This is a genomic window from Sciscionella sediminilitoris (assembly GCF_000737195.2).
Lineage (GTDB): Bacteria > Actinomycetota > Actinomycetes > Mycobacteriales > Pseudonocardiaceae > Sciscionella > Sciscionella sediminilitoris.
This window is the reverse complement of sequence record NZ_JALM01000079.1, coordinates 1-26,629: the sequence shown is the minus strand read 5'-3', so window position 1 is coordinate 26,629 and position 26,629 is coordinate 1. Positions and strand designations below refer to the sequence as shown.

The window sequence follows — 26,629 nt, the reverse complement described above, 5'->3', positions numbered from 1 at the left end:
AATGCGCAGTCGAACGACCAAGGGGATCGCCACCGCGGCCATCGCGGTTGCACTGTCCATCTCCGGAACCGGGATCGCCACCGCCACGGCGGACACCGCGGCCCCGAAACAGGACAGTGCCGCGGCGAAGAGCATCACCAGGGGTGAGGTCATCAAGCGTGCCCAGAAATGGGCGAAGAACCCCGTCCCGTACAGCATGAACAAATACAAGGACGGTTACCGCACCGACTGTTCCGGCTATGTCTCGCTCGCCTGGAAACTCGGGGACAGCCTGTCCACGGTGACCCTGCCCAATGTCGCGAAGCCGATCAAGAAGAGCCAGCTCAAGGCCGGTGACATCCTGGGCAACCTCGGGCCGGGTACCGGTGGGGCAGCGGGACACGTGGTGATCTTCGAGAAGTGGGCGAACAAGGAGCACACCGCCTACTGGACCTACGAGCAGACCCCGCCGCACACCATGCACCACAAGGTTTCCTACCCGGGCCACAAGAACTTCAAACCGTACCGCTACAAGAACATCAAGGACTGATCAGGATGCGTAGCCAGCTCTCCCGCGGCCTGCTCGCCGTGGCCCTCGCCGGTGCCACCCTGCTCGGTGGCGCGGGAATCGCCGATGCCGCACCGGCCGCGGGGCAGAAACCCGTCGACGACTACAAGGGGCACTGGGGCCAGACCTACGGCTTCGCCAAGCAGAACTGCACGGCGTTCGCCGCCTACCGGATCGTGCATCGCTTGGGTGTCAAGGGATTCAAGAACCAGTGGAAAGGTCAGGTGTTCGGCGACGCCGGGCACTGGGACAACGCGGCCCGCGCGGCGAAACTCAAGGTGGACAACAAACCGGCCGTCGGCGCGATCGCGGTCAACGATGTGCACAAGGTCGGCCACGTCGCCTATGTGAACAAGGTGAACTCCAACGGCAGCTTCGATGTCGAGGAGTACAACTGGAACAACCCGCTGCACTACGGGACCCGCAAGGGCGCCAAGCACGGAAACGGGCAGGCGAAGTTCCAGCACTTCATTCACTTCAAATAGCACAGCATTTCAAATAGCACAGTATTCAACTGAGAACCGCGCGCGTATCGGGGCCGGGCCGCCGAGGTCCGGCCCCGATCGCGTTGGAGGGCAAGAAGAATGCGCAACAGAAGAATCCTCGCCGTGCTCCTCGCCGGTGCCGCCTCGCTGACCGTGACCGCGAGCGCCGCGCAAGCCACACCGGCCACGCCGGACGCACAGACCGGGAAAGCCGCACCGAAACAGTGCACGGCGACCTGGTACGGCAAGAAGGGCGAATTCCCGCCGGGAGCGCACACCGCGAACGGGGACAAATTCGACCGGTTCGCCATGACCGCGGCGAACAACGAACTTCCCTTCGGGACAAAGGTCAAAGTCAGCTATGGCAAGAAATCCGTGACCGTACGGATCAACGATCGCGGCTCCTTCCACGATCCGGTCTGCCTCGATCTCACCTACGGTGCCTTCGGCAAGATCGCGGACCGGGACAAGGGCATGATCAAGGTGAAATACCAGGTGCTCGACTGAGGCCCGGTACGCCCGTGCTCACTCCCGGTCGAGGCCGAGCAGACGCGCGAGCTCGGCCTCGACCGCGTCGAGCGGGGCCAGGCTGTGCTGTCCGCGGGCGAGCGCGATCGCGCCCTCGATCGACGCGATGACCAGGGTGGCGAGCGCCTCCGCGCGTTCGCCGGTCGCCGGTTCGGCACGCAGGATCCGGGTGAGCGCCTCGTGCCAGTCCTGGAAAACCTCCCCCGCGGCCCGTTGTGCGGCGGTCGCATCGTTCTGCAGCGCCGCGGAGAGAATGGGGCAACTCTCCGCGTAGTCCGTGCTCCGGAGCATTTCCCGCCAGTACTCGATCAGCGCGTGCAGCCCCTCGGTGAGGCCCTGCTGATCGGCCACCGTGCTGATCATGTCGGTCAGGTCCTGCCCGGTTGTGCGGACGGCCTCTTCGGCGAGCTCGGCCTTGCCGCCGGGGAAATGCGTGTAGATCGATCCGCGGCCCGCACCGCTGTGCGCCAGGATCTCCGCTACCCCGCACCCCGCGATCCCGCTGCGCCGGAACAGCGTGGCTGCGCTGCTCAGCAGGCGTTCGCGTGCTCCTCGTGACATGTCACACCTTGACTAGACCGATCGTTACAGCCACCGTATCAAACAACCGGGCTGTACCAATCGGTCTAGTGACGAGGTATCCGAGGTGTGCATAGGAGGACCCATGACCGGACTCGGCGATCCCCTGCGGCTGGCATGCGGACTGGTGCTGCCCAACCGGCTGATGAAGGCCGCGCTCAGCGAGGGGCTGGCGGACGGCGAGCATCGGCCCGACGATCGGCTGGAACGCCTCTTCGCCCGCTGGGGCAGCGGTGGCTACGGGCTCGTCGTGACCGGCAATGTGATGGTCGACCGGGATCACCTCGGTGAGCCGGGCAATGTGGTGCTCGACCGGGAGCGGGATCTGGATCGGCTGTCTCGCTGGGCGAAGACCACCAAGGACGGCGGGGCGCCGATCTGGGCCCAGCTCAACCATCCGGGCAGGCAGTCCAATCCGCTCGCCACCCGCAGCCGTCCGGTCGCCCCCTCGGCGATCGCGCTGAACCTGCCCGGCCTGCCGACCCCGCGCGCGCTGAGCGAGGCGGAGATCGAGGAGATCATCGAACGGTTCGCCGCCGCGGCCGCGCTGGCCGAATCGGCCGGGTTCGACGGTGTCCAGGTGCACGGGGCGCACGGCTACCTGGTCTCCCAGTTCCTTTCCCCGTTGTCGAATCAGCGCGAGGACGCCTGGGGTGGTGATCCCGAGCGGCGGATGCGGTTCGCGCTCGAGGTGGTCCGGCGGATCCGCGCCACGGTGCGCCCGGGTTTCGCCGTCGGGATCAAGCTCAATTCCGCGGACTTCCAGCGCGGCGGATTCGGCCAGGACGAATCGCGGGCGGTGATCGAACACCTGGCCGCCGAACAGGTCGACCTGATCGAGATCAGCGGCGGCAGCTATGAATCCCCGGCCATGATGGGCCGTCCGGTCGTGCAGTCCACGAGCACCCGTGAGCGCGAGGCCTATTTCCTCTCCTATGCGCAGTCCGCACGGGAGGCCGCCGGTACCGTGCCGCTCGCGGTCACCGGTGGATTCCGGTCCCGCGCGGCGATGGACGAGGCGGTCGGTTCCGGGGCCTGCGAGGTGATCGGGCTCGGCAGGCCGACGGTGATCAGCCCGGAAGCGGCGAACGAGCTCCTTGCCGGGCGGGATCGCCTCGATGCGCCGCGGATCTCGTCCGGGCTGCCGCGCGGGCTCGCGAACCGGCGCGCGGTGAAATCCCTGGACGGTCTGCTGGATCTGCAGTGGCACACCGATCAGCTGCACCGGCTCGGCGCGGGCGAGGAGCCGGTGCCGGACCGGCCCGCCTGGCGGACCGGCGTCTCGATGCTCAAACGCAATGGGTTCGACGCATTCCGGGGCAGCGGGCGGAACGCGGGGCCCGGCTCGGAGCGGTCGCTGCGCCGGTTCCGCTTCGAGCGCGCGGTCGGCCGTTATCTCGCGAATCCGGCCGTGCGCGGGCTTTCCCGGCTCGGCATCCGGGTATCGCTGGCGACCGAGATCGAGACCATCGGCCGCAAAACCGGGCAGCCGCGGCGGGTTCCGGTCTCCGTGCTGTTCGACACCGAAGGCGCCTGGCTGATCTGCCAGCACGGCACCCGCTCCGGATGGGGAGCCAATCTCACCGCGAATCCCGGTATCCGGCTGCGGCAGGGAGACCGCTGGCGCACCGGGACGGCCGTGTTCGTGCCCGAGGACGACGTCGAAGCCCGCGCCCGTAGCTTCGCCCCGCATCCGGCGCTCGGCGCGCTCAGTGCCGCGACCTTCCGCGCGCTGCAGACCAGGCCCGTCTCGGTACGGGTGACCTTCACCGACGACTGAGCGCGGGTCAGCGGATCCGGGCGAGCACCGCGTGCAGCAGCCGGGTGTAGCGGTTCCAGTGTGCGGGAGAGCCGACCGTGCCGGTCAGGGTTCGCTCGGCCCGGTCGAAGCAGTCCTCGAGGCAGGCGTCGTGCAGATGGCGGAACACCAGCGGCCAGCTCAGCCGCGCCGGTCCGGTGGTGCGCATGGCGAGCAGGTGGCGCAGCACGGTGCCCCCGGAAGCGCTGGGGTGCACGGTGAATTCGTGTATCCCGTCGAATCCGCGTGGCGCGCGGAACCGGAACCGGACGAGCCGCCCCGGGATGTACTCCTCGACGGCATAGCGCACCGGTCCGTGCCCGCCATCGGCGCCGACCGCGAGCGGGCCGTCGAACCGCATCGGCGGCCAGTGCTCCACCGGCCAGAGCAGGTCCCGCTCCCCGGACAGTCCGTCGAGCAGGGGCGCCGCACGTTCGGCGGGCACCGGCAATCGGCGTTCGTGCAGGTTGTACACGGGCATGGCGACTCCTATTAGAGATAGCTCTCTAAAACAGCGAAGCATATGCTTGCCGCCATGGCAAGGCCTGCGCGGTTCAGCACGGAGGATCTGCTCGATGTCGCGGTTTCGCTCGCGGCGCACGGCGGGCCCGCCGCCGTGACCATGGCCGCGGTGGCGCGGGCGGCGGGCGCGCCGAGTGGATCGCTCTACCACCGTTTCCCCGGCAGGGCCGCCCTGCTTGCCGGGACCTGGCTGCACGCGGTGGAGGCGTTCCAGCAGGGCTGCGCGGAGCGGTTGCGCGCCCGTCCGGCCCTGTCCGCGGCGGTGGGGACCGCGTGGTTCGCCGTGGACTGGAGCCGCCGCAACCCCGAACGGGCGCGGGTGCTGTTGCACGGCGCGGGCGAGTTCGATCAGGAGAACTGGCCGGAAGCGGAGCGAATTCGGCTCGGCGAGGGCAATACCGCGCTCGGTGCGCTGCTGCGTGAACTGGCCGGGGAGCTGCGCACGGACGGCGAGACGGCCGAACACGCGCTCGAGCGGCTACGGCTGGCCGTGGTGGACCTGCCGTTGGCGCTGGTGCGGCGGCACCTGCTCGGCGGGGAGCTGGGAGCCGGGGTCGCGGAACTGGCGGCGAGCTCGGCTCAGCGGCTGCTCGAGCCGCCATAGTCGCTGCCTATGCCAGCGATTCATGATCGCTCTTACCGTCTATCGCAGTCCTGTGACGTGCTGAGACGGTGAGCGGAATCGGCGCGTTCGACCGGGCTCGCGGGCTCGGGGGCTTGCGTTCGGCCGTGCGCGACCTAGGCTCGTTCCCCGAGTTCATCGTGCGCGGCCGAGGAGGTAACAGGTGTCAGAGGATCGTTCGCGGCTTCCGCTCCCCGACCCGGAGGTGCCACGGGCGACCGCCCTGGATGCGCACGATCAGCAGCCGCCGTTCGAACCACGGCAACCGCGCCGGGCCCCGGAAGGCGCGCCGAACGTGGTCCTCGTGCTGCTCGACGATATGGGCTTCGGGGCACCGAGCGCGTTCGGCGGTCCGTGTTCGATGCCCACCGCGGACCGGCTCGCCGATGGCGGGCTGCGGTACACCCGGTTCCACGTCACCGCCATCTGCTCGCCGACCAGGCAGGCGCTGCTGACCGGGCGCAACCACCATTCGGTCGGCATGGGCGTGACCACGGAGATGTCCAGCGCGGCCCCGGGGTACACCGGGATCCGCCCGCAGTCGGCGGCCACGATGGCGCAGCTGCTCTCCGGGAACGGCTACAACACGGCCGCGTTCGGCAAATGGCACCAGACCCCGGCCCGGGATGTGAGCGCGGCGGGCCCGTTCGACCGGTGGCCGACCGGTGAAGGGTTCGAGAAGTTCTACGGTTTCCTGTGCGCGGAGATGAACCACTGGTACCCGGTGCTGTTCGACGGCACGAATCCGGTGGAACCGAGCAGGTCCCCGGAGGAGGGGTATCACCTCTCCGAGGACCTCGTCGACAAGGCGATCGACTGGGTGCGCACCCAGCGTTCGCTGAAACCGGACACGCCGTTCTTCGCCTATCTGCCGTTCGGGGCCACGCACGCGCCCTATCACGTGCCCGCCGAATACCGGGACCGGTACAAGGGCCGGTTCGGTCACGGCTGGGACCGGCAGCGCGAGATCACCCTGGAGCGGCAGAAGGAACTCGGGGTGGTGCCGCCGAACACCGAACTGGCGCCGTGGGCCGAGGGCGTACCGCACTGGGATGAGCTCGGCGAAGCCGAACGCGGGGCGGCCGAGGCGCTGATGGAGCTCTACGCGGGGTTCGCCGAACACACCGATGTCCAAATAGGACGGTTGGTGGATGCCCTCGAGGAACTCGGCGAGCTGGACAACACGCTGTTCGTCTACATCCTCGGGGACAACGGCGCCTCGGCCGAGGGAGGTCTCGGTGGCACGCTCAACGAGCACCGGATCGCCAGCGGGATCACCGACAGCGCCGAACACATCCTGGAGAACGCCGCGGCACTGGGGGATCCGAGCACGCACGCGCACTATCCGGTCGGCTGGGCGCTCGCGATGAACACGCCCTACCAGTGGACCAAACAGGTCGCCTCGCACTTCGGTGGCACCCGGGACGGGATGATCGTGCACTGGCCGGCGGGAATCGCCGAACGCGGCGGGATCCGGGACCAGTTCCATCACGTCATCGATGTGCTGCCGACCCTGCTCGAGGCCGCCGGGATCCCGGAACCCCGTGCGGTCAACGGAATCGCGCAGCAGCCGATCGAGGGCACCAGCATGCTGTACAGCTTCAACGCCCCGGAGGCGCCGGACCGCCACCGCACCCAGTACTTCGAGATGGTCGGCAATCGCGGGATCTACCAGGACGGGTGGACCGCGGTGACCAGGCACGGTACCCCGTGGGAGATGGTGGGAGACCAGCGCCGCGGATTCGATCAGGACCGCTGGGAGCTCTACGACACGAACACCGATCCGAGCCAGGCACACGATCTGGCCGCCGAATACCCGGAGAAACTCGAGGAACTCAAGCAGTTGTTCCTCATCGAGGCGAGCAGATTCAACGTGTTCCCGCTGGACGACCGGATGACCGAGCGGGAGAACCCGAAGGAGGCGGGCAGGCTCGACCTGATGGGCGACCGGCGCTCGATCACCTTCCACGGCGGCGCGCCGCGGCTGACCGAGGAGACCGCGCCCAATGTGAAGAACCGCTCGCACGTGCTCACCGCCGATATCGAGACCGGCGAACGAACCAGCGGGGTACTGCTGGCCCAGGGCGGCCGGTTCGGCGGCTGGTCGCTGTATCTGGTGGACGGAAAACCGTGCTATGCCTACAACTACTTCGGCACACAGACCCACCATGCGCGGGCCGCGGAGCCGATCGCGCCCGGCAGGCACGAGATCCGGCTGGAGTTCGAGTACGACGGTGGCGGGGTCGGCAAGGGCGGAACGGCCCGGCTGTACGCCGACGGTGCCGCGCTCGCCGAGGTGCGGGTGGACGCCACGATCCCGTACTACTTCGCCTTCGACGAGACCTTCGATATCGGGGTCGATCGCGCGTCCCCGGTCACCGAGGACTACGCGCCGCTGCGCAACGCCTTCGAGGGGGTGTTGCACTCGGTGCGGGTGGACCTCGGCGCGGATCTGCACAGCGATGCGGAGACCGACCGGGAAGCGGACAGTTTCCGGGCCGCCCATGAATGAACGCCGGAACCGGTAGTCCACTGTGGAGCGTCGGGAACTCGAGTATTTCCTCGCCATCGCCGAGCACGGCAGCTATACCGCCGCCGCGCAGGCACTGCACGTCGCGCAGCCCTCGCTCTCACACGCGATGAGCGCACTGGAACACCGGCTCGGCGGGAAGTTGTTCCACCGCCTGCCGAACGGGATCGCGCTGACCCCGGCGGGCAGGGCGCTCGTCGAACCGGCGCGCCAGGTGATGCGCGATCTGGCCACGGCGACCGATTCGGTGCGCGAGGTGCTCGGCCTGACCGGCGGGCAGCTGGACATCGTCGCGCAGACCACGCTCGCCGTGGACCCGCTGGCCGCCCTGCTCGGCGAATACCTCGCCAGCTACCCGAATGTCGCGGTGCACGTGCTCGATCCCGAGCTCGGCAGGGAGGTCAGCGCCAGCGTGCGCAGCGGGGAATGCGAGCTCGGCATGGTGGATTCGGCGACCGAACTCCCGGAAATGCGCAGTACGCTGCTGCCCGGAAGGGAAATCCGCGCGGTGCTCCCGCCCGCATTCGCCGAACGCGCCGGAACCCGGATCGGGCTCACCGAACTGGCCACGATGGATTTCATCGCCACTCCGGTGGGCACCGCGACCCGGGAAATCATCGAGGATGTGCTCGGCGGCTGCGCCAATCCACCCCGGGTGGCGATCGAGACCGCGCACCAGGCGATGATCGTGCCACTGGTGGTCGCCGGGGCCGGAGTGAGCCTGCTGCCCAAATCCATGGCCGATGACGCGACCCGCAGCGGGGCGGTGGTGCTTCCACTGCGCCCACGGGTGGTGCGCCGGGGCCGGTTGTTCTGGCGCTCCGGCCCGCTTTCCCCGTCCGCCGAACAGTTCGTGCGGCTGGTCGACCGGACCGGGAACGGGCGGAAGCAGGGGAGATAGCGGTCTTCTATCGACCGCCTAGAAATCAGGTATCGCACATTTGTTGACCCGAAGTTAAATTCGGTGCGAGCATCGACTGAATTGTTGATTCGCCGACCATTTCGGACCGGAAACCGATCGTGAGGAGTCACCATGAGTTTCACGGCCGTGGACAACGCGCCCATTACCGGGTTCCACCGAAAACTGGTCGTCGGCTGCTGTGGCGGACCGCTGCTCGACGGATATCTGCTGGGTATCGTCGGGGTCGCGCTCGCCGGGGCCACAACGGAACTGCGGCTGAGCGCGACGAGCGTGGCCGTGGCCGGGATCGCGGCACTGGTCGGCATGTTCTTCGGCGGACTCGTCTTCGGCCCGATCACCGACCGGGTCGGGCGCAAACCCATGTACACCCTCGATCTGCTCGTGCTGATCGCCGCCTCGGTGCTCTCGGTTTTCGTCACCTCCTCCTGGCAACTCATCGTGCTCCGATTCGTGATCGGGGTGGCGATAGCCGCGGATTATCCGATCGCGACAACCCTGCTCTCCGAATGGCTGCCGAAAAAACACCGCGGCCGGATGTTCACCGCGGTCATCATCATCTGGTATATCGGGACCGCGCTCGCCTATTTCGTCGGTTATCTGCTCACCGAGATGTTCGGGGAGGCGGGCTGGCGCTGGATGCTCGGCAGTTCCGCGGTGCTCGCGATCATCGTGTTCCTGATGCGGCTGAGCACCCCGGAATCCCCGCGCTGGCTCGCCGGAGCGGGCCGGATCTCCGAGGCGCGCCAGGTGATCGAGCGCGCGCTGCAGACCAGGGTGGACCTCGCCGAGCTGGAGAACATCGGGGCGGGCGAGACCGAACGCGGCCGGATCGGGGAACTGTTCCGCGGGATCTACCGGCGCCGCACCATGTTCGTGGTCGTCTTCTTCACCTGCGCGATCATTCCGCTTTTCGCCCTGCTGACCTTCGGGCCCCGGCTGCTCGGCTCGTTCGGCATGGACGAGGGCAATGCCTCGAACCTCGGCACCGCACTGATCAATCTGGTGTTCGCGCTCGGCTGCCTGCCCGCGATGCGGCTGCTGGAAACCGTCGGGCGGCGGCGCACGATCATCTTCTCGTTCGCGCTCATGGTGCTGCCCCTGGTGGCACTCGGTCTTTTCCCGTCCGCATCGCCGTTGCTGACCATCGGGTTCTTCTGCCTCTACGCGCTGTTCTCCGGTGGGCCCGGAATCCTGGAATGGGGCTACCCCAACGAACTGTTCCCGACCCGGATCCGCGCGGCCGCTGTCGGCATGGCGGTGGCGCTCACCAGGTTCGGGGCCGCGGTCGGCACCTTCCTCGTACCGCTCTCGCTGACCGGGCTCGGCGCCTCGGCCACGCTGTTCATCGGCGCGGGGATCACCTTCCTCGGTTTCCTCGCCTGCCTCGCCTGGGCCGAGGAAACCTCGCAGCGCTCGCTCGAGGAGACCGGCGGCGGAACGGTCGCGCGGTCGCGTATCCGAAACCGTGTGTGACCGGAAATCCCCGGCCGAATCGGTGCGCACGCGGGTGCCGAGTCGCCATCTCGGGGGATAGTTCGTGCGTACGAGCGGAATGCGCAGGCGGTGGACCGGTACGTGATGTGCCACAGTGGGTGGCATGAACACCGCCGCGGGTCCGGACGGCGGCGAGCCCGTGATCGGGGAGGCGACCTCGACACGGCTGGGCGGAGCGTTTCCCCAGCCGCGGTTGCGCGAGCTGTTGACCGAGGTCCAGGACCGTATCGAAGAGATCGTGGGTGTCCAGGACCGGATGGACGCCTTGCTCGAGGCGATTCTCTCGGTCTCGTCCGGACTCGACCTGGAGACCACACTGCGTGCCCTGGTGCGCGCGGCCATGCAACTCGTCGAGGCCGATTACGGCGCGCTCGGGGTCCTCGGGGACACCGGGGAGCTGGAGAAGTTCTACTTCGAGGGCATCGAGGCCGGGACCGCCGAGCGGATCGGCAGGCTGCCACGCGGCCACGGGGTGCTCGGCGCACTGTTACACGAGGGAGAACCGTTACGGCTGACCGAGATCGCCGAGCACCCGGGTTCGGTGGGCTTTCCGCCACACCACCCGGTGATGTCCAGTTTCCTCGGCATGCCGGTCCTGGCCAGGGGCGAGGTGTTCGGCCGGTTGTATCTGACCGACAAACGCGGCGGCGCGGCCTTCACCAAGGACGACGAGGTGGTGGTGCGGGCACTGGCGGCCTCGGCGGCGACCGCGATCGACAACGCGCGGTTGTTCGGGGAGGTGCGCAGGCACGAGCGGTGGCTGGAGGCCAGCAGCGAGATCTCCGCGGAGCTGCTGGCCGGGGCCGAGGCACCCGAGGCGCTGCAGCTGATCGTGGACCGCGCCATCGAGCTCAGCGATGCCGACTACGCGCTGATCGCGCTGCCCGAGGACGATCGGCTGCCGCCGGAGGAGCGCACCGAACTGTCCGTCACGGTCTGTGCCGGGGAAGGCCTCGCGGACCTGAAGGGGCGGACGATCCCGGTCACGGAATCCACCACCGGGCAGGTGTTCACCAGTCGTAAACCGCGCGCCGTCGACCGGCTCGCCTTCGACATCGCCGAAGGGTCCGGTTTCGAGTTCGGTCCGGCGCTCGCCGTCCCGATGCACGCCGGCGAGACAATATCCGGGGTGCTGCTGGTGATTCGCCGCCCGGCTGCGAGCGCCTTCACCGAGCAACAGGTGCAGATGGTGTCCTCGTTCGCCGATCAGGCCGCGCTCGCCATGCAACGTGCCGAGGCGCAGAGCGCGCGCCGCCAGCTCGATGTGCTCGCCGATCGGGACCGGATCGCCCGCGATCTGCACGACCAGGTCATCCAGCGGCTGTTCGGGATCGGGCTGGCGATGCAGGGCACACACAGCCGGGTGCGTTCACCCGCGATCGCCGACCGGCTCGCCGAGCACATCGGGGAACTGCACGACACCGTGCAGGACATCCGGCTGGCGATCTTCGACCTGCACGCGGGCACCGTGACCGGCGGGCTGCGGGACCGGCTGCAACGGGTCATCGCCGAACTGACGGGGGAGGGCACGCTGCGGGTGATCCGGCGCATCTCCGGGCCGCTCGAGCTCGTCCCGGCCGCGCTCGCCGAGGACGCCGAAGCGGTGCTGCGCGAGGCGATCAGCAATGTGGTCCGCCACGCACGGGCGACCGAGCTGACGATCACCGTCTCGCTCGACGATCACCTGATCCTGGAGGTCACCGACAACGGGATCGGGCTGCCGGACCGGGTCGGGCGCAGCGGACTGCACAATCTCGCCGAGCGGGCGGCCCAGGCCGGTGGGGACTGCACCGTGGAGCGGATCGCCGGTGGCGGCACCCGGCTGGTGTGGTGGGCACCGCTGCCGTGAACCGGGTCAGCCGTGTTCCTCCAGATAGCGGCCGGTGATGATCTGCACCGGGATCCGGATGAACAGATCCCGCGCCCCCGCGGCCCGCAACCGGCAGGAGAGCGCGCGCTGCTCCTCGGCGTCCTCGATGCGCCGCGCCATGCCGACCGCGACCACACTCCATCCGCTCCGGCGCGCCTCGTCGATGCTGTCGGCCTCGAAGGCGACGACCGTGTCCGCGAGCCTGCCGAGCGCCCCGTCCGCCGTGGTGCGCACCAGGATGTCCTCGTCCTGCACCAGGAACTCGACCGGCCGAATGGCCGGGAGCGCGTCCTTGGTGAACACCAGCCTGCCGATGGTGGCTTTGCGCAACAGCCGGAGACACTCCTCCCAGGGCAGCTCGCGCATGACCCCTCCCTCGCCTCGGTCGGCCTCACCCGTGACCATTACCCACCGGCGGATTCCCCGTACAGGGCAAAAGGTCATAATCCGGGACTGCGATCGGCACAACTTGGCGATCCGGGCACCGGCGGGGTAACTCAACCCTCCGGATAGAAGACGAACAGGGTGCAGCCGGTGCTGCTCGCCGGCACGTGCCAGGAACCGGCCGGAGCGTGCAGGAAGGTGCCCGCCGGATAATCGCGCGCGCCGTCGTTGAACGTGCCCTCGACCACGAAGACCTCCTCCGGACCGGGTTCGTGGACATCGCGGTGCGGCCAGGAGCTTCCCGGATCCATCTCCAGCACATTGGCCTGTGCGCCGGAGGATCCTGTCCACAGTGGACGCAACCGGATCCCGGGGAAGAGTTCGCGGATCGGGGATTCGGCGACGGAAACGAAGGTGTAGCCCTGCTGGGCGAGGATTTCGGATCGCATGCTCGCCACGCTGCCGGGTGGCGGGCCGAATGGACAGTGTCAGAAAAGACATCCTAGGGTATCTTTCTGCCATGCATCGTGTGGTGGCCCTGGTGCGGCCGGTACAGTCGACCTTCGAACTGGGCTGTGCCGCCGAGGTCTTCGGTACCCGGCGCGCCGGTGTGCCACAGCACTACGAATTCGCGGTGTGCACCGAATCGCCCGGGCCGGTGCCGACCTCGGCGGGCTACGAGATCTCCGTGACCCGAGGCCTTTCCGCGTTCCGCAGCGCGGACACCGTGCTCATCCCGGGCTGGATGCCGGTGGAGACGCCGATTTCGGCCCGGGTGCGCCGGGCGCTGTTGCGGGCGCACGAGCGCGGGGTACGACTGGTGACGATCTGTTCCGGGGTGTTCGCCCTGGCGCAGACCGGATTGCTGGACGGTCGCTCGGCCACCATGCATTGGGCGCACGCCGAGCGACTGCGCCGGGATTTCCCCGAGGTGCGGGTGGAACCGGACGCGCTCTACGTGGATCACGGCGATGTCGCCACGAGCGCGGGTGCGGGTGCGGGCCTCGACCTGTGCCTGCACCTGGTCCGGGAAGACCACGGTGCGGCGCATGCCGCCCTGCTCGCCAGGCACATGGTGCTGCCACCGCGCCGGGACGGCGGCCAGGTGCAGTACGCGCCGCCCACTCCGCCCGGGGACGCCCTGGATGGCCTGCTCGAATGGGCGGAAACCCGGCTCAGCACCGCGCTTTCGGTGGAGGACTTCGCCGCATGGCTCGGTGTCTCGTCCCGCACTCTGGCCCGGCGGTTCGCCGAACAACTCGGCACGAGTCCGGGTGCCTGGCTGCTTTCCCGCCGGATCGCCGAGGCCAGGAACCTGTTGGAGAACACGGATCTGTCCGTGGAGGCGATCGCGCGCCGGGTGGGGCTCACCTCGGCGGTCAATCTGCGCCGCCGGTTCCGTGATCAGACGGGCACCACCCCGGGGGCGTATCGCCGGGTGTTCCGGGGAAGCTGAGCAGCGAAACCGGCTAGGCGAGTTCCGCGCGGATGGCCGAACCGACCGCGTCCAGTTCGCCGAGCAGTTTGCGCGCGGTGGGGCTCGGCGGGGTGCTGTCCGCCAGGGTGACCCCGACGGTGCGCGTGGTCTCCAGTTCGGTGCCCAGCAGGCTCAGCTGCTCCTCCCCGCGCGCGACGAGTTCGGGAAGCGCGGCGAGCACATCGGTTTCCAGCAGCAGGGACCGCATGGTCAGGATCGAGGTGCACTCGATCCGGTCTGCGGGCAGCGGAAGGCCGTGCCTGGCCAGCGCGGTCTCGAGTTCGTGGCGCAGGGTGGTCTGCGCGATCGGCACCCTCCACGGATAGTGCAGCAGTTCCGCGAGCGGTGGCGGGGTGGCCGATTTCGTCACCGGATGCCCGGCGCGGGCCACGAGCCGGATCGGTTCGCGGTAGAGGGCCCTGCGCACGGTGCGGTCCGCCTCGACCGAGGACAGCCTGCCGACGGTCAGATCCAGCTCACCGGAGAGCAGTTCGGTGCGCAGCAGTTCCGGGGAACCCTCCTGGACGATCACGGTGATCCCGGGGTGGGCGCGTTTGAGCCGGGCGATGGCGCGCGGCAGCAGCACATTGGACCCGGCGAGATGGGTGCCGACGGTGACCGTTCCGGTCGCGCCCGCGGAGAGTTCACTGAGGTGTTTGCCCGCGCGGCGCACCTCACCGAGGATGGCGTCCGCGTGTTCGAGGAAGGCCGTGCCGTGCTCGGTCGGGCTCATCCCGCGCGCGGTGCGCTCGAACAGGCTCACCCCGAGCAGTTCCTCGAGTTCCCGGATGCCGCGGGTGACCACGGGCTGGGTGATGTGCAGGTGCTCCGCGGCGGTCACCACGCTGCCGTGCTCGGCGACCGTGGTCGCCAGGACGAGATGCCGCAGCTTCAGCCGGCCGTCGAGCAGATTCTCCGCCATGGGCCCATCCTAGCCAGGTCCTATAGCCATATGGGCATGTCTGGCTCGCAGGAAAGTATTTCCTAGGCATGCCTGGTGCGCGCGAAGATCGTCCTGGCACGGTGGACAGGAGGTGGTCGGTGTGCCCCTTGCGCACTACATCGGTGGCCGATTCGAGGAGTCGGGAAGCCCGTTCGAACTGGTCAACCCGGCCGACGGGGCGGTGATCGGCACGGTCCCCGAGGCGGACGCGGCGACCGTGGACCGCGCGGTGGCCGCGGCCCGTGCCGCGCTGGCCGGGCCCTGGGGTGCCTGCGGCGATCAGGAACGCGGCGCGCTGCTGCACCGGATCGCCGAAGGAATCCGGAACCGGTTCGAGGAATTCGTCGCCGCCGAGGTCGCGGACACCGGCAAACCGGTCGAACTGGCGCGCACCGTGGACATCCCGCGCGCGATCGCGAACTTCCACGCCTACGCGGATCTGTTGTGGGGCCGCGCCGAGGAGAGCTATCACACCCCGACCGAGGACGGCGCGGGCGCGCTGAACTACACGGTGCGCCGCCCGCTCGGGGTGGTTGCGGTGATCGCGCCGTGGAATCTGCCGCTACTGCTGCTTTCCTGGAAGGTCGCCCCGGCCCTTGCCGCGGGGAACGCGGTGCTGGCCAAGCCTTCCGAGCTGACCCCCTCGAGCGCCGCGCTGCTCGCCGAGGTCGTCGACGAGGCCGGGTTGCCCGCGGGCGCGTTCAATCTGCTGCACGGTTTCGGCACGGACAGTGCGGGGGCGATGCTCACCGCGCATGCCGGGGTGGACGCGATCGCGTTCACCGGGGAATCCGCGACCGGAAGCGCGATCATGCGGTCCGCGGCACAGCGGCTCGCTCCGGTCTCGTTCGAGCTCGGCGGCAAGAATCCGGCGCTGGTGTTCGCCGACGCCGACTTCGAGGCCGCGGTGGAAGGAACGGTCCGCTCGGCGTTCACCAATGCGGGCCAGGTCTGCCTGTGCACCGAACGGGTCTATGTCGAGCGGTCCATCTTCGCGGAGTTCGTCGAAGCGCTCGCCGAACGCGCGAAAAGGCTGCGCCTCGGGACGCCGTACGATCCGGACACCGAGATGGGGCCGCTGATTTCCGCGCAGCACAAGGAAAAGGTGCTCGGCTACTACGAGCTCGCCAAACAGTCCGGCGCCACGGTGCACGCCGGTGGCGGCGCCCCGGACCGCAGCGGTTTCTTCGTGGAGCCGACCGTGCTCACCGGGCTGCGCGAACAGGATCGGCCGGTGCGCGAGGAAATCTTCGGCCCGGTCTGTCATCTCGCCCCGTTCGACACCGAGGAGGAGGCGTTGCGACTGGCGAACGACAGTGAATACGGCCTCGCCGCGACGGTGTGGACCGGATCGCTTTCCCGTGCGCACCGGATCGCGCCGCGGCTGCAGACCGGGATCGCCTGGGTGAACTGCTGGAATCTCCGGGATCTGCGCACCCCCTTCGGCGGGGTGAAGGCATCCGGGATCGGGCGGGAGGGCGGAAAACACTCCCTCGACTTCTTCTCCGAACCGATGAATGTGTGCGTGAAACTGTGACCGGTCGACCGATAGCCGAGGCCGCGGACCGCTTGGCGCGGGCGCACTCCAGCGGTGAACCCGTCGAACCGGTGCGCGAACTGCTCGCGGACGTGGATCAGGCCTACGCGGTGCAGCGGGAGCTGACCCGGCGCTGGACCGATGGGGGTGCCCGGCGCACCGGCCGCAAGATCGGGCTCACCTCGCCGAGTGTGCAGCGTCAGCTCGGCGTGGACACCCCGGATTTCGGTGCGCTGTTCGCCGAGATGGCGGTGCCCGAGGGCGCGGAGATCCCGGTGGGTGCGGTACTGCAGCCGCGGGTCGAGGCGGAGATCGCGCTGGTGCTCGACGCGGATCTGACCCACGAGCGGCACACGATCACCGAGCTGATCGGCGCCTGCGGCTACGCGCTGCCCGCGATCGAGATCGTGGGCAGCCGGGTCCGGGACTGGGACATCAGCCTGCTGGACACGGTGGCGGACAACGCTTCCGCGGGCCGCTATGTCCTCGGCGGGACTCCGGTTCCGCTGCCCGCGGCCGGGGATCTGCGGCTGGCCGGGATGGTGCTGGAACGGCGCGGGGAACCGGTCTCCACCGGTGCGGGCGCGGCCTGCCTCGGACATCCCTTGCGTGCGGCGTTGTGGCTCGCGGACACCCTCGCGCGGTACGGGGAACCGTTGCGTGCCGGGGACACCATCCTGACCGGAGCGCTCGGCCCGGTCGTCGCGGCGGATCCCGGGGATGTGTTCGAGGCGCGCATCGAAGGGCTCGGCAGCGTGCGTGCCGCGTTTGCGAAGGAGACGGTATGAGTGTGGCAGCCATGGCCGGGGTGCTCGACGCGGCCGCGCGCTCGGCGCGGGCGGTGCCCCGGCTGACCGAGGAACGTGAACTCGATGTGCCACAGGCCTATGCGGTGCAGCGGGCGCTCGTGGATCTCCGGCTCGGCCGCGGGGAACGGCTCGCCGGGATCAAACTCGGATTCACCAGTGCCGCGAAGATGCGCCAGATGGGCGTCTCCGACCTGATCTGGGGATGGCTCACCGATGCGATGCGGCTGGCCGACGGCGCACACCTGGAGCTGGGGAACTTCGTGCATCCGCGCATCGAGCCGGAGATCGCTTTCCTGATCGGTGACCGCATCGACGAGCGGACGGCCGATCCGGTGCGCGCGATCGAGGCGGTCGCCCCGGCCTACGAGATCATCGATTCCCGTTACGAAGGCTTCCGGTTCTCGCTTCCCGATGTGATCGCGGACAATTCCTCGTCCGCGGCGTTCGGGATCGGGGCCTGGCGCGCACCCGATACCGATCTCGGCAACCTCGGCATGCTGCTGGAGATCGACGGCCGGGTCGCCGAAACCGGGAGCAGCGCGGCGATCCTGGGGCATCCGCTGCGTTCGGTGCAGGCGGCCGCCCGGCTGGCCGCGGCCGCGGGCCTCGCGATCGAACCGGGCTGGGTGATCCTCGCCGGGGCAGCGACCGCGGCGGTCGCACTGGAACGCGGCACGCACGCGCGGGTCCGGACGAGCGCGCTCGGCGCGGTGGAGGTGACGGTGGATGACTGAGCAGGCGATCACGGTGGCCGGAAAAGCCGTGCCCCGCGGGCGGTTCCCGCATCTGCGCCGTGCCGGGGACTTCGTCTATGTGTCCGGCACGAGCGCACGACGGCCGGACAACAGTTTCGCCGGGGCCGAGGTGGACGAGTTCGGCACCACCCGGCTGGACATCCGGGCCCAGACCGCCGCGGTGCTGGAGAACATCCGGGATGTGCTCGCCGCCGCGGGCGGCGCGCTCTCCGATGTGGTCAATGTGACCGCGTATCTGGTGAACATGAACGATTTCGGCGGGTACAACGAGACCTACGCCGGATTCTTCGACGAGCACGGACCGGCGCGCACCACCGTCGCCGTGCATCAGCTTCCCCATCCACACCTGCTGATCGAGATCGCCTGTGTGGCCCATCTACCCGTCGACCGGAAGGAGTCCTGAGCAGTGTCGCCCAAGACAGTGTTGCCCCGGAACAGCCGTAAGCCGTTCAATTTCCAGCAGTGGATCGACGAACACGAGCATCTGCTGCGCCCTCCGGTGGGCAATGTGCAGCTCTGGGAGGACGCCGATCTGCTGGTCACCATCGTCGGCGGCCCCAATCAGCGCACCGATTTCCACGATGATCCGATCGAGGAGTTCTTCTATCAGATCAGGGGGAACATGGTGCTGCGGGTGATGACCGAGGAGGGCCAGCCCCCGGAGGACATCCAGATCAACGAGGGCGAGGTGTTCCTGCTCCCACCGCACGTCCGGCACTCCCCGCAGCGCCCGGAACCGGGCAGCGTCGGCATGGTCGTGGAATTCGCCCGCCCGCAGGGATCCCTGGATGCCGTCGAGTGGTACTGCACCGCGTGTTTCCACCGGGTGTACCGCGCCGAGTTGCAGCTCGAATCGATCGTGCGCGATCTGCCCCCGGTGTTCGCGGACTTCTTCGACGAGCAGGGGCACTGCGCCAACTGCGGTGCCGAGCATCCGGGCCGGGAATGGCCCGCGGAACTGGTCCCGGTGACCGCCGGGGGAGCCCGGTGACCGTCGTCGACGTCCACACCCACATCTTCCCGCAACTGTCCAAAGCGGAGTCCGTCATCCTGCACGAGGAGGACGGTCCGTGGCTGCGGACCGACGACGCGGAGACCGGGATGATGATGAGCGGGGCGCAGGAGTACCGCCCGGTGCACGCCCCGCTCTGGGACCCGGCCTCCCGGATCGCCGACGCGGACCGCGCGGGCGTGGACATCCAGGTGGTCTCCTCCACCCCGCTGCTTTTCGGGTACACCCATGATCCGGGGCGCGCCATGGACTGGTGCGAGCTGATCAACACGCGGATCCTGGAGTTCTGCGCGCACGCGCCCGATCGCTTCGTCCCGCTGTGCCAGGTTCCCTTGCAGGACACCGAACGCGCCTGCGAACAGCTCGACAAGGCGCTCGCCGCCGGGCATCGCGGTGTGCACCTCGGCAATCACGTCGGCGAGCGCGGCTTCGACGACGGCGGGATCCGGGAATTCCTCGGCCACTGCGCGCTGCGCGGGGCACCGGTGTTCGTGCATCCCTGGGATATGCTCGGCGCCGATCGCATGCCGCGCTACATGCTCTCCTGGCTCGTCGGCATGGCCGCGGAAACCCAGCTGACCGTGCTCGGGCTGATCCTCTCCGGTGGTTTCGAGGCGCTTCCGGAGAACCTGCGGCTGTGTTTCGCGCACGGCGGCGGGAGTTTCCCCTTTCTGCTCGGCAGGGCGGACAATGCCTGGCGGCGCAGGGACATCGTGCGGGCGGACTCGCCGAAACCGCCATCGTCCTATGTGGACAGATTCTTCCTGGACTCCGCGGTGTTCGATCCGGGCGCGCTGCGGCTGCTGACCGAGGTGATGGGCACCGGGCGGGTCATGCTCGGCAGCGACACCCCGTTCCCGCTCGGTGAGGAACGACCGGGGGAGCTCGTGCGCTCCGCCGATTGGCTCAGTGCCGCCGAACGGCAGGCCATTCTCGGCGCGAACGCCCTGGAGTTCTTCGGTATCGAGAACTAGGGAATGTCCAGCCGCGCGGGATCGATCGCGGTCACCGCGGTCGTCCCGTCCAGCTGCCACCCCGAATCGTAGGCCGCGGCGAAGGTTTCCGTGCCGAGCGCGGATTCCGCCCGGTCACCGAGCTCGCGGACCTGCCGGTCGGTGTGGTCGTGCGCGCCGCGCAGCCGGGCGGCCGCGCCGAGCAGCCGGGCGGCCGGGCGCCACCGGCCGAGCTCCCCGGCGAGTGCGGCGGTGTTCACCGCGACCCGGGACAGGATCGGCAGGTCCCTGGTCTCCAGCCCGACCGCGTACGCCTGCGCCAGCGCCTGTTCCGCGCCCGCCGGATCGCCCGCCGCCATGCACAGCGAGGCCCGAACGTTGCCCGCGAAGGTGCGCGCGTGGTTACCGGGGAATGTGGCGTCCCCGCGCAGTTTCCGGTCGGCATCCGCGAGCAGCTCGCGCGCCCGCTCCGGTTCGCCGTGCTGCACCCGGAAACTGGCCTCCCACACGTCCACGAGTGCCGACATCCCCGGCGCGCGCACCCGCTGCGCCCGTTCCCGTGCCGATTCGATCACCGCGATCGTCCGTGCGGTGTCCCCGCGCCGCAGGTACAGGTCGATCCAGCGCAGATCGGTCAGCACCTCGTCGCCGAGGGACAGCGTGCCGAACTCCGCGGAGAGCTCCCGCGCCTCACGCAGGTCGGCGAGCGCTCCGTCGAGGTCGTCGTACTGCCGCAACTGGGCGCGCATCGGCAGGACGCTCGACTGGCCCCAGCGATCGCCCGCCTGCCGGAAATTCGCCAGGGCCGCCTCCAGGTCGGCACGGACCCGGTCGAGCTCGCCCGCGTTCTCCGCGAACTCGGACCGGAACATCCGGGCCAGTCCGGAGCGCCAGGTATCCGCGCTTTCCGCGTAACGGTCCAGGATCGCGAGCGCGGCCCGCGCCTCGTGCAGCAGTGCGAACGGGACCGCGATGAGCACCCCGTGCGGGTTCGGCAGCTCCGGATACCCGGCCAACCGCCCGGCGAGTTCGGCCAACCGCTCCGTGTCCCCGTCCGCTGTCCCCGCGGTGCTCGTCCTGTTGAACAGGCAGATCACCTCGGCGCAGTCGCGGTCCGGGGAAGGCGCGGCGCCGGGCACCGCGAGCACCTCGCCGAGCAAGTGGGCCGCGTCGGTGTGCCGGTCGAGAATGTGCCAGTACCAGGTCAGGTCCATGGCGATGGCGAGGGCGCCGGTGGCATCCCCGGTGGCGCAGCGCCTGCGGATGGCGGCGAGCACGTTGTCGTACTCCGCGCCGATCACCCGGATCGCGCCCAGCTGCCCGGGTCCGCGCAGCGCGGGGTCGTACTCGGCGAGCAGCGCGGCGAAATGGTCGGCGGCGAGATCGTCCGCGGTGCCCCGATCACCCGCCGCGGCCAGCTGTTCCGTGCCGTACTCGCGCACCGTCTCCAGCATGCGGTAGCGGCCGGGCTCGGCCAGCTGCAGCAGCGAGCGGTCGACCAGCCCGGAGAGCAGCTCGGGGATCTCGGCGGGTGGCACAGCGGTGTCGGCGCAGACCGCGGCCGCCGATTCCGGTGTGACCCCGCCGGGCAGGATGGCGATGCGCTCGGCGAGGGTGCGCTCGTGCTCGCCGAGCAGATCCCAGCTCCAGGCTAGCACCCCGCGCAGGGTGCGGTGCCGGGGAAGCGCGGTGCGGTTGCCGGTGGTGAGCAGCCGGAACCGGTCGGCGAGCCCCGCGGCCAGTTCCGGCAGTGACAGCGTCCGCAACCGGGCCGCGGCCAGTTCGAGGGCCAGCGGCAGCCCGTCCAGGCCGCGGACCACCTGCCGGATCTCCGGAAGCGTTGCCTCGTCCACCGCGAAGCCGGGGCGCACGGCGGCGGCCCGTTCGGTGAACAGGCGCACCGCCGCGGTGTTCCCCGCCTGCGCCACGCCGTCCTCCGGGCCGGGCAGCGCCAAGGGGCCGAGTGGCACCAGCGCCTCACCGTCGACCGCGAGGGGTTCGCGGCTGGTGGCGAGTACCCGCAGCTCCGGACAGCGGGACAACAGCGCGGCGACCAGATGGGCGGCCGGTTCGATCAGATGCTCGCAGTTGTCCAGCAACAGCAGGCTTTCCCGGCCACCGAGCCGGTCCACGAGCGCGCTGTGCTCATCGCCGTCGGTCCGGTCCCCGGCCTCGAACACGGTGCCGCGCAGCCCGATCCCGGCGAGCAGGGCCGCGCCGAGCTTGGCCGGTTCGGTGACCGAACTGAGGTCGATCATCCAGGCGCCGTCCCGGTACTCCTCGCGGTGGCGGCGGGCCGCTTCGACGGCGAGCCGGGTCTTGCCCGCCCCGCCCGGGCCGAGCACCGTGACCAGCCGACCCGCGCGCAACAGCGTGTCCAGCCGGGCCAGATCCGCCTCCCGTCCGATGAAGCTGGTCAGCGGCGCGGGCAGATTGCCCGGTTGCGGCGGTGCGGTTCCCGGGCCCGGGGATTCGGCGCGCAGCAGGTTCAGGTGGCGTTCGCGTAGTGCGGCGCCCGGATCGGTGCCGAGTTCTTCGGCGAGGGTTTCCCGGATCCGCTCGTAGCGGGCGAGGGCATCGGCTTCGCGTCCCTGGGCCGTGAGCGCGTCCATCAGCAGCGCGGTGGCCTGTTCGTGCACCGGATGTTCGGTGAGCAGGGCGTGCAGCCGGGTGGTGGCCGCGTCGGCCTGGCCAAGCGCCAGCTCGGCGGCGGCGAGATCGGTGACCACCTGCAGCGAGAGCCCGGCCAGCCGGGTCGCCGCCGCCGGTGCCACCACGGCGACGACCGCCGGTTCGGTTCCGGGGTGTTCGCCCCACAGCGCGGCGGCCTCGCCGAGCACGGCCGCCGCGGCGGGGACCTCGCCCGAGCGCAACCGTTCGTGGCCGTCCGCGGCCAGTCGCTCGAATCGCAGCGCGTCCACCCCGGCGGGATCCACCGCGATCCGGTAGCCCCCGGCGAGCTGGGTGATGGCCTCGGTCTCACCGAGGGTGCGGCGCAGCCGGGAGGCGAGGGCCTGCAGCGCGTGCGCGGGATCGGCCGGTGGATCCGCGGCCCAGATCGCCTCGACAAGAGCGCTCTGTCCGACCACGCGCCCGCCCTCGAGGGCGAGCCGGGTGACGAGTGCCTGCAACCGGGCGCCCGGGACGCCGAGCGCGGTATCCCCGTTCGCCACCGCGAAGCTGCCGAGTACCGCGATACGCAGGTCCATTCCCCGATCTTCGTCCACCGCGGGGACGTGCGCGCCGGGTGCCCCCGCGTGAGCGCCGTGCGCGTCCGGTGTGAGCGGCCCGGGTGACCCTGGCGGCACCTGAAGCGGCCAGGAATCGGAAGGGGAGTTCCCATGCATGATGTCGCGATCGTCGGCGCGGGCCCGGTCGGCCTGTTCCTCGCCTGCGAGCTCGGTCTCGCCGGCTGCTCGGTGCTGGTGCTCGAACGGGAACCGGAACCCGGTTCCCCCTGGCGGACGGATCCACTCGGCACGCGCGGCCTTTCCGCCACCTCGCTGGAGGCGTTCCACCGCCGCGGAATGCTGGATCAGCTGCTGGCGGCCTCGGGTGCGGAACCGGTCACCTCCCCGGAAACCGATGAGCCGCAGCCCCCGCGCATCGTGGGCCACTTCGCGGGCACCGTGCTCGATCCGGCCAAGGTCGAACTGGGCGCTCTGCCGTACCGCTTGCCGACCCCCGCGCCGGAGTTCCTGATGACCACCCTCGACGCGGTCGAATCGGTGCTGGCCGAGCGGGCGGAGAAACTCGGTGTGGAGATCCGGCGCGGGGTCACCGTGGACGAGATCGCCCAGGACGAGCAGGGCGTGCTGGTGCACGCGGGCACGCAGCGGTACCCGGCGCGGTGGCTCGTCGGCTGCGATGGCGGCCGCAGCACCGTGCGCAAGCGCGCCGGTTTCGCGTTCACCGGCACCGAACCACTGTTCACCGGCTACGTCATGCTCGCCGAGCTCGATGATCCGGAGAAGCTGACCCCCGGGATCAACCTGACCGCGACCGGCGCATATCTGCGGCTGGAGGCGGACGGGCACCTCGGCATGATGGACTTCGACGGCGGCGCGTTCGACCGCACGCAGCGGCTCACCCGCGAACACCTGCAGGCGGTGTTGCGCCGGGTATCCGGGACCGAGGTGACGCTGACCGGGGTCACGCACGCTTCGAGCTTCACCGATCGGGCCATGCGGGCGAGTACCTACCGGAACGGGCGAATCCTGCTCGCCGGAGATGCGGCGCACATCCATTCCCCGCTCGGCGGCCAGGGGCTCAACCTCGGCCTCGCGGACGCCGTGAACCTGGGGTGGAAACTCGCGGCGACCGCGCGGGGACAGGCCCCGGACGGGGTGCTGGACAGCTACGCCCGCGAGCGCGAGCCGATCGCCGATTCGGTGCTCGACTGGTCACGCGCCCAGGTGGCGATCATGCGGCCGGGTTCGCATACCGGCGCGGTCCAGCGACTGGTGCGGGACCTGCTCGCGACCGAGGACGGAACCACCTATGTGTTCCGCCGGTTCACCGGTGCCGCGATCCGGCACGACTTGGGTGGCGAGCATCCCCTTGTCGGCGGCAACACCCCGGACTTCCGGTTCGCGGACGGCGTTCGGCTCGGCGAGCTGATGGCGGACGGGCGCGGTCTCGCCCTCGAGTTCGGCACCGGGGAGCGGCTGCGTGGCGCGGTCGAGGGGCGGGAGGACCGGCTGCGGTACGTCGGCGCTCCGGTCCGCAACGACCTCGGACTGGGCGCCGTGCTCATCCGGCCGGACGGAATCGTGGTCTGGGCGGGCGATCGCGGCGCTGATCCGGCCGGGTTCGAGCGGGCCGTTGACCGGTGGTTCGGCGGGTCCCGCTGAGTTACGGTGGTTGCCGTGGAACTCACCGATTTTCCCGCACTGAGCTTCGACTGCTACGGCACGCTGATCGACTGGGAGACCGGGATCGGTTCCCGGCTCACCGATTGGGCCCAGGCACACCGGCTCGACGTGTCCGCCGATGAACTGCTCACCACCTATGCCGGGCACGAGGCCGCGGCCATGCGGGATACCCCGGCCGCGCGGTATCCGGACATCCTCGCGCGGAGTTTCACCGCGGTGGGGCGGGATTTCGCCACTCCGGTCGATCCGGAGGAGGCCACCGCGTTCGGTCGCTCGGTCCCCGACTGGCCCGCCTTCCCCGACTCCGCCGAAGCACTGCGCGCACTCGCCGAACGCTACCGGTTGATCATTCTGTCCAATGTGGACAGAGAATCCTTCGCGGGGAGCAACGCCCGGCTCGGCGTGCGATTCGACCACATCCTCACCGCCGAGGACATCGGCTCCTACAAACCCGATCCGCGCAACTTCGCCGCACTGCTCGGGCTCGGCGGACCGGCGCCGCTGCACGTCGCGCAGAGCCTGTTCCACGACCACGTACCCGCCGCGCGGGCCGGACTGTCCACCGTGTGGATCAACCGGAGGAAAGGGAAACCGGGCTGGGGCGCGACTCCGCCACCCGAGACCGAGTCCAGCCCGGACTGGGAATTCACCTCGATGGCGGAGTTCGCCGAAGCGGCGGTTTAGGGCTGTGCTGTGAGGACGTGCGCGACGGCACCGCGACTGAAGGTGATGGTGCGCACCGGGGTAATGGTCAGTGGTGCGGTGAACAGTCGTTCGCCCGCACCGAGAACCGCCGGGTGGACCATGAGCCGGTATTCGTCGACCAGGCCGGTCTCGACCAGTGACCGGGCAAAGGAAATCCCGCCGTGCGCGAGCAGATACCCCTCGGAATGTTCCTGCTTGAGCCGCGCGATGGTCGTGGTCAGATCTCCGGCAGCGACCGTCATCTCTTTCCGGCCGAGGAAGCCATGCGTCGCTTCCTTCCCTTATCTGCCAGGAATTCTAGCACTGGTCCGTTCGGGTGGTTTCTCGATTGCGACGGTGGAACTCGCGCGATTCTGGGGTATTATAGATGTCATGAACGCTGGGGAGTGTTCGACGGTGTTGTCGAATCGGGAGTTGCTTGATCGGCTCCGTGAGCAGGCCGTGGTGGTGCGGCGTGCGGAGGCGGAGTTGCTGGATCTTGTTGCGCTGCTTGACAAGCGTGGTGTGCCGGTGGAGTTCGGGTATCGGGGTTCGCCCGCGCGGATGGTCGAGGATGTGGCACGGGTCGGTTTGGCCGAGGCGCGGCGGATCGCCGAGCGTGCGCGGGCATTGTTCGGTTCGCTAGGGATCAGTGGTGAACCGTTGCCGCCGGATCTGCCGAATACCGCGGTAGCCTATGCACGTGGCGAGGTCGGTGCTGAGCATGTGGATCGGATCCGCAAGTTCGCTGCCGAACTGCCCGCGGATGTGTTGACCGGAGAATCCTGGCCGATCGCGGAGAAGTGTTTGGCCACGATTGCTAGTGAGACCGGGCCGCGTGGGTTGAGTCGTCCGATCCGGGAGCTGCATGCCCGTCTGGATCCGGATGGGCAGGAACCCAATGATCATGATCCGGTGCGCCCGCGCCGAGAGATCTGGTTGCAGCAGCGCAACAGTGATTGGCGCATCGAAGGACACCTGGACCAGGAAACCGGATTGAAGCTGCGTAGTGTCCTTGATGTACTGGGTAAGACCCGCCGTCCGGAAGGTCGACTGGCGAGTGAACGGGACGCGGACGCGTTCGCCGAGATCGTCCAACTCGCCGCGAATCCGGATAATCTTCCCGAAAACGGGGGCGAGCCGTTCACGATCATGGTCACCATGACCGAAGAATCCCTGCGTGAAGGCATCGGGACCGCAACAACCATGGACGGCAGCACCATCCCCGCAACCCAACTACGCCGAATCGCTTGTGATGCCGGGATCATTCCCACCGTGCTCGGGTCAGAGGGTGAAGTACTCGA

General features: G+C 69.3%; 26 protein-coding genes. 19 read left to right on the top strand and 7 right to left on the bottom strand.

Going from position 1 to position 26,629, the window contains the following annotated elements:
• Window position 1: 1 nt before the first annotated feature.
• The 3 genes from AD72_RS27055 (at window position 2) to AD72_RS27045 (ending at window position 1,539) form a co-directional block, all read left to right on the top strand.
• The gene (locus AD72_RS27055; protein ID WP_037347482.1) at window positions 2–529 is read left to right on the top strand and encodes an NlpC/P60 family protein; all 528 of its coding nucleotides are present in this window, start codon (window positions 2–4) and stop codon (window positions 527–529) included.
• Between the two features lie 5 nt (window positions 530–534).
• A complete protein-coding gene (locus AD72_RS27050) occupies window positions 535–1,032 on the top strand; it encodes a CHAP domain-containing protein (protein WP_051899065.1) in 498 nt (165 codons plus the stop codon).
• 99 nt (window positions 1,033–1,131) lie between these two features.
• Window positions 1,132–1,539 carry a septal ring lytic transglycosylase RlpA family protein gene (locus AD72_RS27045; protein WP_031469424.1) on the top strand — a complete coding sequence of 136 codons (408 nt, stop codon included), beginning with the start codon at window positions 1,132–1,134 and terminating at the stop codon, window positions 1,537–1,539.
• 18 nt (window positions 1,540–1,557) lie between these two features.
• Here the strand turns inward: AD72_RS27045 and AD72_RS27040 are convergent, their stop codons facing one another.
• The gene (locus AD72_RS27040) at window positions 1,558–2,121 is read right to left on the bottom strand and encodes a TetR/AcrR family transcriptional regulator (protein WP_031469423.1); all 564 of its coding nucleotides are present in this window, start codon (window positions 2,119–2,121) and stop codon (window positions 1,558–1,560) included.
• Between the two features lie 103 nt (window positions 2,122–2,224).
• On the opposite strand from AD72_RS27040, the gene AD72_RS27035 reads away from it, so the two are divergent.
• Window positions 2,225–3,919: a nitroreductase family deazaflavin-dependent oxidoreductase gene (locus tag AD72_RS27035; RefSeq protein WP_031469422.1), complete on the top strand. Its 1,695-nt coding sequence runs from the start codon at window positions 2,225–2,227 to the stop codon at window positions 3,917–3,919.
• A gap of 7 nt (window positions 3,920–3,926) precedes the next feature.
• Here AD72_RS27035 and AD72_RS27030 read toward each other — a convergent pair whose 3' ends face one another.
• Window positions 3,927–4,418 (bottom strand): hypothetical protein, encoded by a 492-nt coding sequence (locus AD72_RS27030; protein ID WP_031469421.1) that lies wholly within the window; start codon window positions 4,416–4,418, stop codon window positions 3,927–3,929.
• 54 nt (window positions 4,419–4,472) lie between these two features.
• Between AD72_RS27030 and AD72_RS27025 the strand changes: the two genes are divergently transcribed.
• From AD72_RS27025 to AD72_RS27005, 5 genes are all read left to right on the top strand, one after another.
• On the top strand, window positions 4,473–5,063 hold the full coding sequence (locus AD72_RS27025) for a TetR/AcrR family transcriptional regulator (protein ID WP_031469420.1): 591 nt from the start codon (window positions 4,473–4,475) through the stop codon (window positions 5,061–5,063).
• 181 nt (window positions 5,064–5,244) lie between these two features.
• Entirely contained in the window at window positions 5,245–7,593 is a 2,349-nt protein-coding gene (locus tag AD72_RS27020; protein ID WP_031469419.1) for an arylsulfatase, read from the top strand.
• Window positions 7,594–7,615: 22 nt separating this feature from the next.
• Window positions 7,616–8,512 carry a LysR family transcriptional regulator gene (locus AD72_RS27015; RefSeq protein ID WP_031469418.1) on the top strand — a complete coding sequence of 299 codons (897 nt, stop codon included), beginning with the start codon at window positions 7,616–7,618 and terminating at the stop codon, window positions 8,510–8,512.
• A 132-nt stretch (window positions 8,513–8,644) separates the two neighbouring features.
• Window positions 8,645–10,006, top strand: a complete 1,362-nt coding sequence (locus AD72_RS27010) for an MFS transporter (protein ID WP_031469417.1) — start codon at window positions 8,645–8,647, stop codon at window positions 10,004–10,006.
• Between the two features lie 124 nt (window positions 10,007–10,130).
• Entirely contained in the window at window positions 10,131–11,876 is a 1,746-nt protein-coding gene (locus AD72_RS27005; protein WP_082469183.1) for a GAF domain-containing sensor histidine kinase, read from the top strand.
• A 6-nt stretch (window positions 11,877–11,882) separates the two neighbouring features.
• Here the strand turns inward: AD72_RS27005 and AD72_RS27000 are convergent, their stop codons facing one another.
• Together AD72_RS27000 and AD72_RS26995 are read right to left on the bottom strand one after the other, a co-directional pair.
• Window positions 11,883–12,263: a pyridoxamine 5'-phosphate oxidase family protein gene (locus AD72_RS27000; protein ID WP_031469415.1), complete on the bottom strand. Its 381-nt coding sequence runs from the start codon at window positions 12,261–12,263 to the stop codon at window positions 11,883–11,885.
• Window positions 12,264–12,394: 131 nt separating this feature from the next.
• On the bottom strand, window positions 12,395–12,730 hold the full coding sequence (locus tag AD72_RS26995; protein ID WP_031469414.1) for a cupin domain-containing protein: 336 nt from the start codon (window positions 12,728–12,730) through the stop codon (window positions 12,395–12,397).
• Window positions 12,731–12,801: 71 nt separating this feature from the next.
• On the opposite strand from AD72_RS26995, the gene AD72_RS26990 reads away from it, so the two are divergent.
• Window positions 12,802–13,737 carry a GlxA family transcriptional regulator gene (locus AD72_RS26990; protein ID WP_031469413.1) on the top strand — a complete coding sequence of 312 codons (936 nt, stop codon included), beginning with the start codon at window positions 12,802–12,804 and terminating at the stop codon, window positions 13,735–13,737.
• Window positions 13,738–13,750: 13 nt separating this feature from the next.
• On the opposite strand, the gene AD72_RS26985 is transcribed toward AD72_RS26990, so the two are convergent.
• On the bottom strand, window positions 13,751–14,680 hold the full coding sequence (locus AD72_RS26985; protein ID WP_031469412.1) for a LysR substrate-binding domain-containing protein: 930 nt from the start codon (window positions 14,678–14,680) through the stop codon (window positions 13,751–13,753).
• A gap of 121 nt (window positions 14,681–14,801) precedes the next feature.
• On the opposite strand from AD72_RS26985, the gene AD72_RS26980 reads away from it, so the two are divergent.
• Genes AD72_RS26980 through AD72_RS26955 form a run of 6 tightly spaced genes read left to right on the top strand, consistent with a single transcriptional unit; the run spans window position 14,802 to window position 19,788 of the window.
• Window positions 14,802–16,238 carry a 2-hydroxymuconic semialdehyde dehydrogenase gene (locus tag AD72_RS26980; RefSeq protein WP_231644975.1) on the top strand — a complete coding sequence of 479 codons (1,437 nt, stop codon included), beginning with the start codon at window positions 14,802–14,804 and terminating at the stop codon, window positions 16,236–16,238.
• On the top strand, window positions 16,235–17,026 hold the full coding sequence (locus AD72_RS26975) for a 2-keto-4-pentenoate hydratase (protein WP_031469410.1): 792 nt from the start codon (window positions 16,235–16,237) through the stop codon (window positions 17,024–17,026). The genes AD72_RS26980 and AD72_RS26975 overlap by 4 nt, the downstream gene beginning before the upstream one ends.
• Window positions 17,023–17,781, top strand: a complete 759-nt coding sequence (locus tag AD72_RS26970) for a 2-keto-4-pentenoate hydratase (protein WP_031469409.1) — start codon at window positions 17,023–17,025, stop codon at window positions 17,779–17,781. The genes AD72_RS26975 and AD72_RS26970 overlap by 4 nt, the downstream gene beginning before the upstream one ends.
• Window positions 17,774–18,205, top strand: a complete 432-nt coding sequence (locus AD72_RS26965) for a RidA family protein (RefSeq protein WP_031469408.1) — start codon at window positions 17,774–17,776, stop codon at window positions 18,203–18,205. Before AD72_RS26970 ends, AD72_RS26965 begins: the two co-directional genes overlap by 8 nt.
• A 3-nt stretch (window positions 18,206–18,208) precedes the next feature.
• A complete protein-coding gene (locus AD72_RS26960; protein ID WP_231644974.1) occupies window positions 18,209–18,793 on the top strand; it encodes a 3-hydroxyanthranilate 3,4-dioxygenase in 585 nt (194 codons plus the stop codon).
• Window positions 18,790–19,788 carry an amidohydrolase family protein gene (locus tag AD72_RS26955; protein WP_031469406.1) on the top strand — a complete coding sequence of 333 codons (999 nt, stop codon included), beginning with the start codon at window positions 18,790–18,792 and terminating at the stop codon, window positions 19,786–19,788. The genes AD72_RS26960 and AD72_RS26955 overlap by 4 nt, the downstream gene beginning before the upstream one ends.
• On the opposite strand, the gene AD72_RS26950 is transcribed toward AD72_RS26955, so the two are convergent.
• Window positions 19,785–22,976, bottom strand: coding sequence for an ATP-binding protein (locus AD72_RS26950; protein ID WP_031469405.1), 3,192 nt, complete (start codon window positions 22,974–22,976; stop codon window positions 19,785–19,787). The genes AD72_RS26955 and AD72_RS26950 overlap by 4 nt on opposite strands.
• 132 nt (window positions 22,977–23,108) lie before the next feature.
• Between AD72_RS26950 and AD72_RS26945 the strand changes: the two genes are divergently transcribed.
• Together AD72_RS26945 and AD72_RS26940 are read left to right on the top strand one after the other, a co-directional pair.
• Window positions 23,109–24,620, top strand: coding sequence for an FAD-dependent oxidoreductase (locus AD72_RS26945; protein ID WP_031469404.1), 1,512 nt, complete (start codon window positions 23,109–23,111; stop codon window positions 24,618–24,620).
• 15 nt (window positions 24,621–24,635) lie between these two features.
• The gene (locus AD72_RS26940; RefSeq protein ID WP_031469403.1) at window positions 24,636–25,325 is read left to right on the top strand and encodes an HAD family hydrolase; all 690 of its coding nucleotides are present in this window, start codon (window positions 24,636–24,638) and stop codon (window positions 25,323–25,325) included.
• Here the strand turns inward: AD72_RS26940 and AD72_RS26935 are convergent.
• Entirely contained in the window at window positions 25,322–25,588 is a 267-nt protein-coding gene (locus tag AD72_RS26935; RefSeq protein WP_051899063.1) for a dihydrofolate reductase family protein, read from the bottom strand. The genes AD72_RS26940 and AD72_RS26935 overlap by 4 nt on opposite strands.
• A 130-nt stretch (window positions 25,589–25,718) precedes the next feature.
• On the opposite strand from AD72_RS26935, the gene AD72_RS26930 reads away from it, so the two are divergent.
• The coding region (locus AD72_RS26930; RefSeq protein WP_051899062.1) for a DUF222 domain-containing protein at window positions 25,719–26,629 on the top strand (911 nt) is incomplete at its 3' end.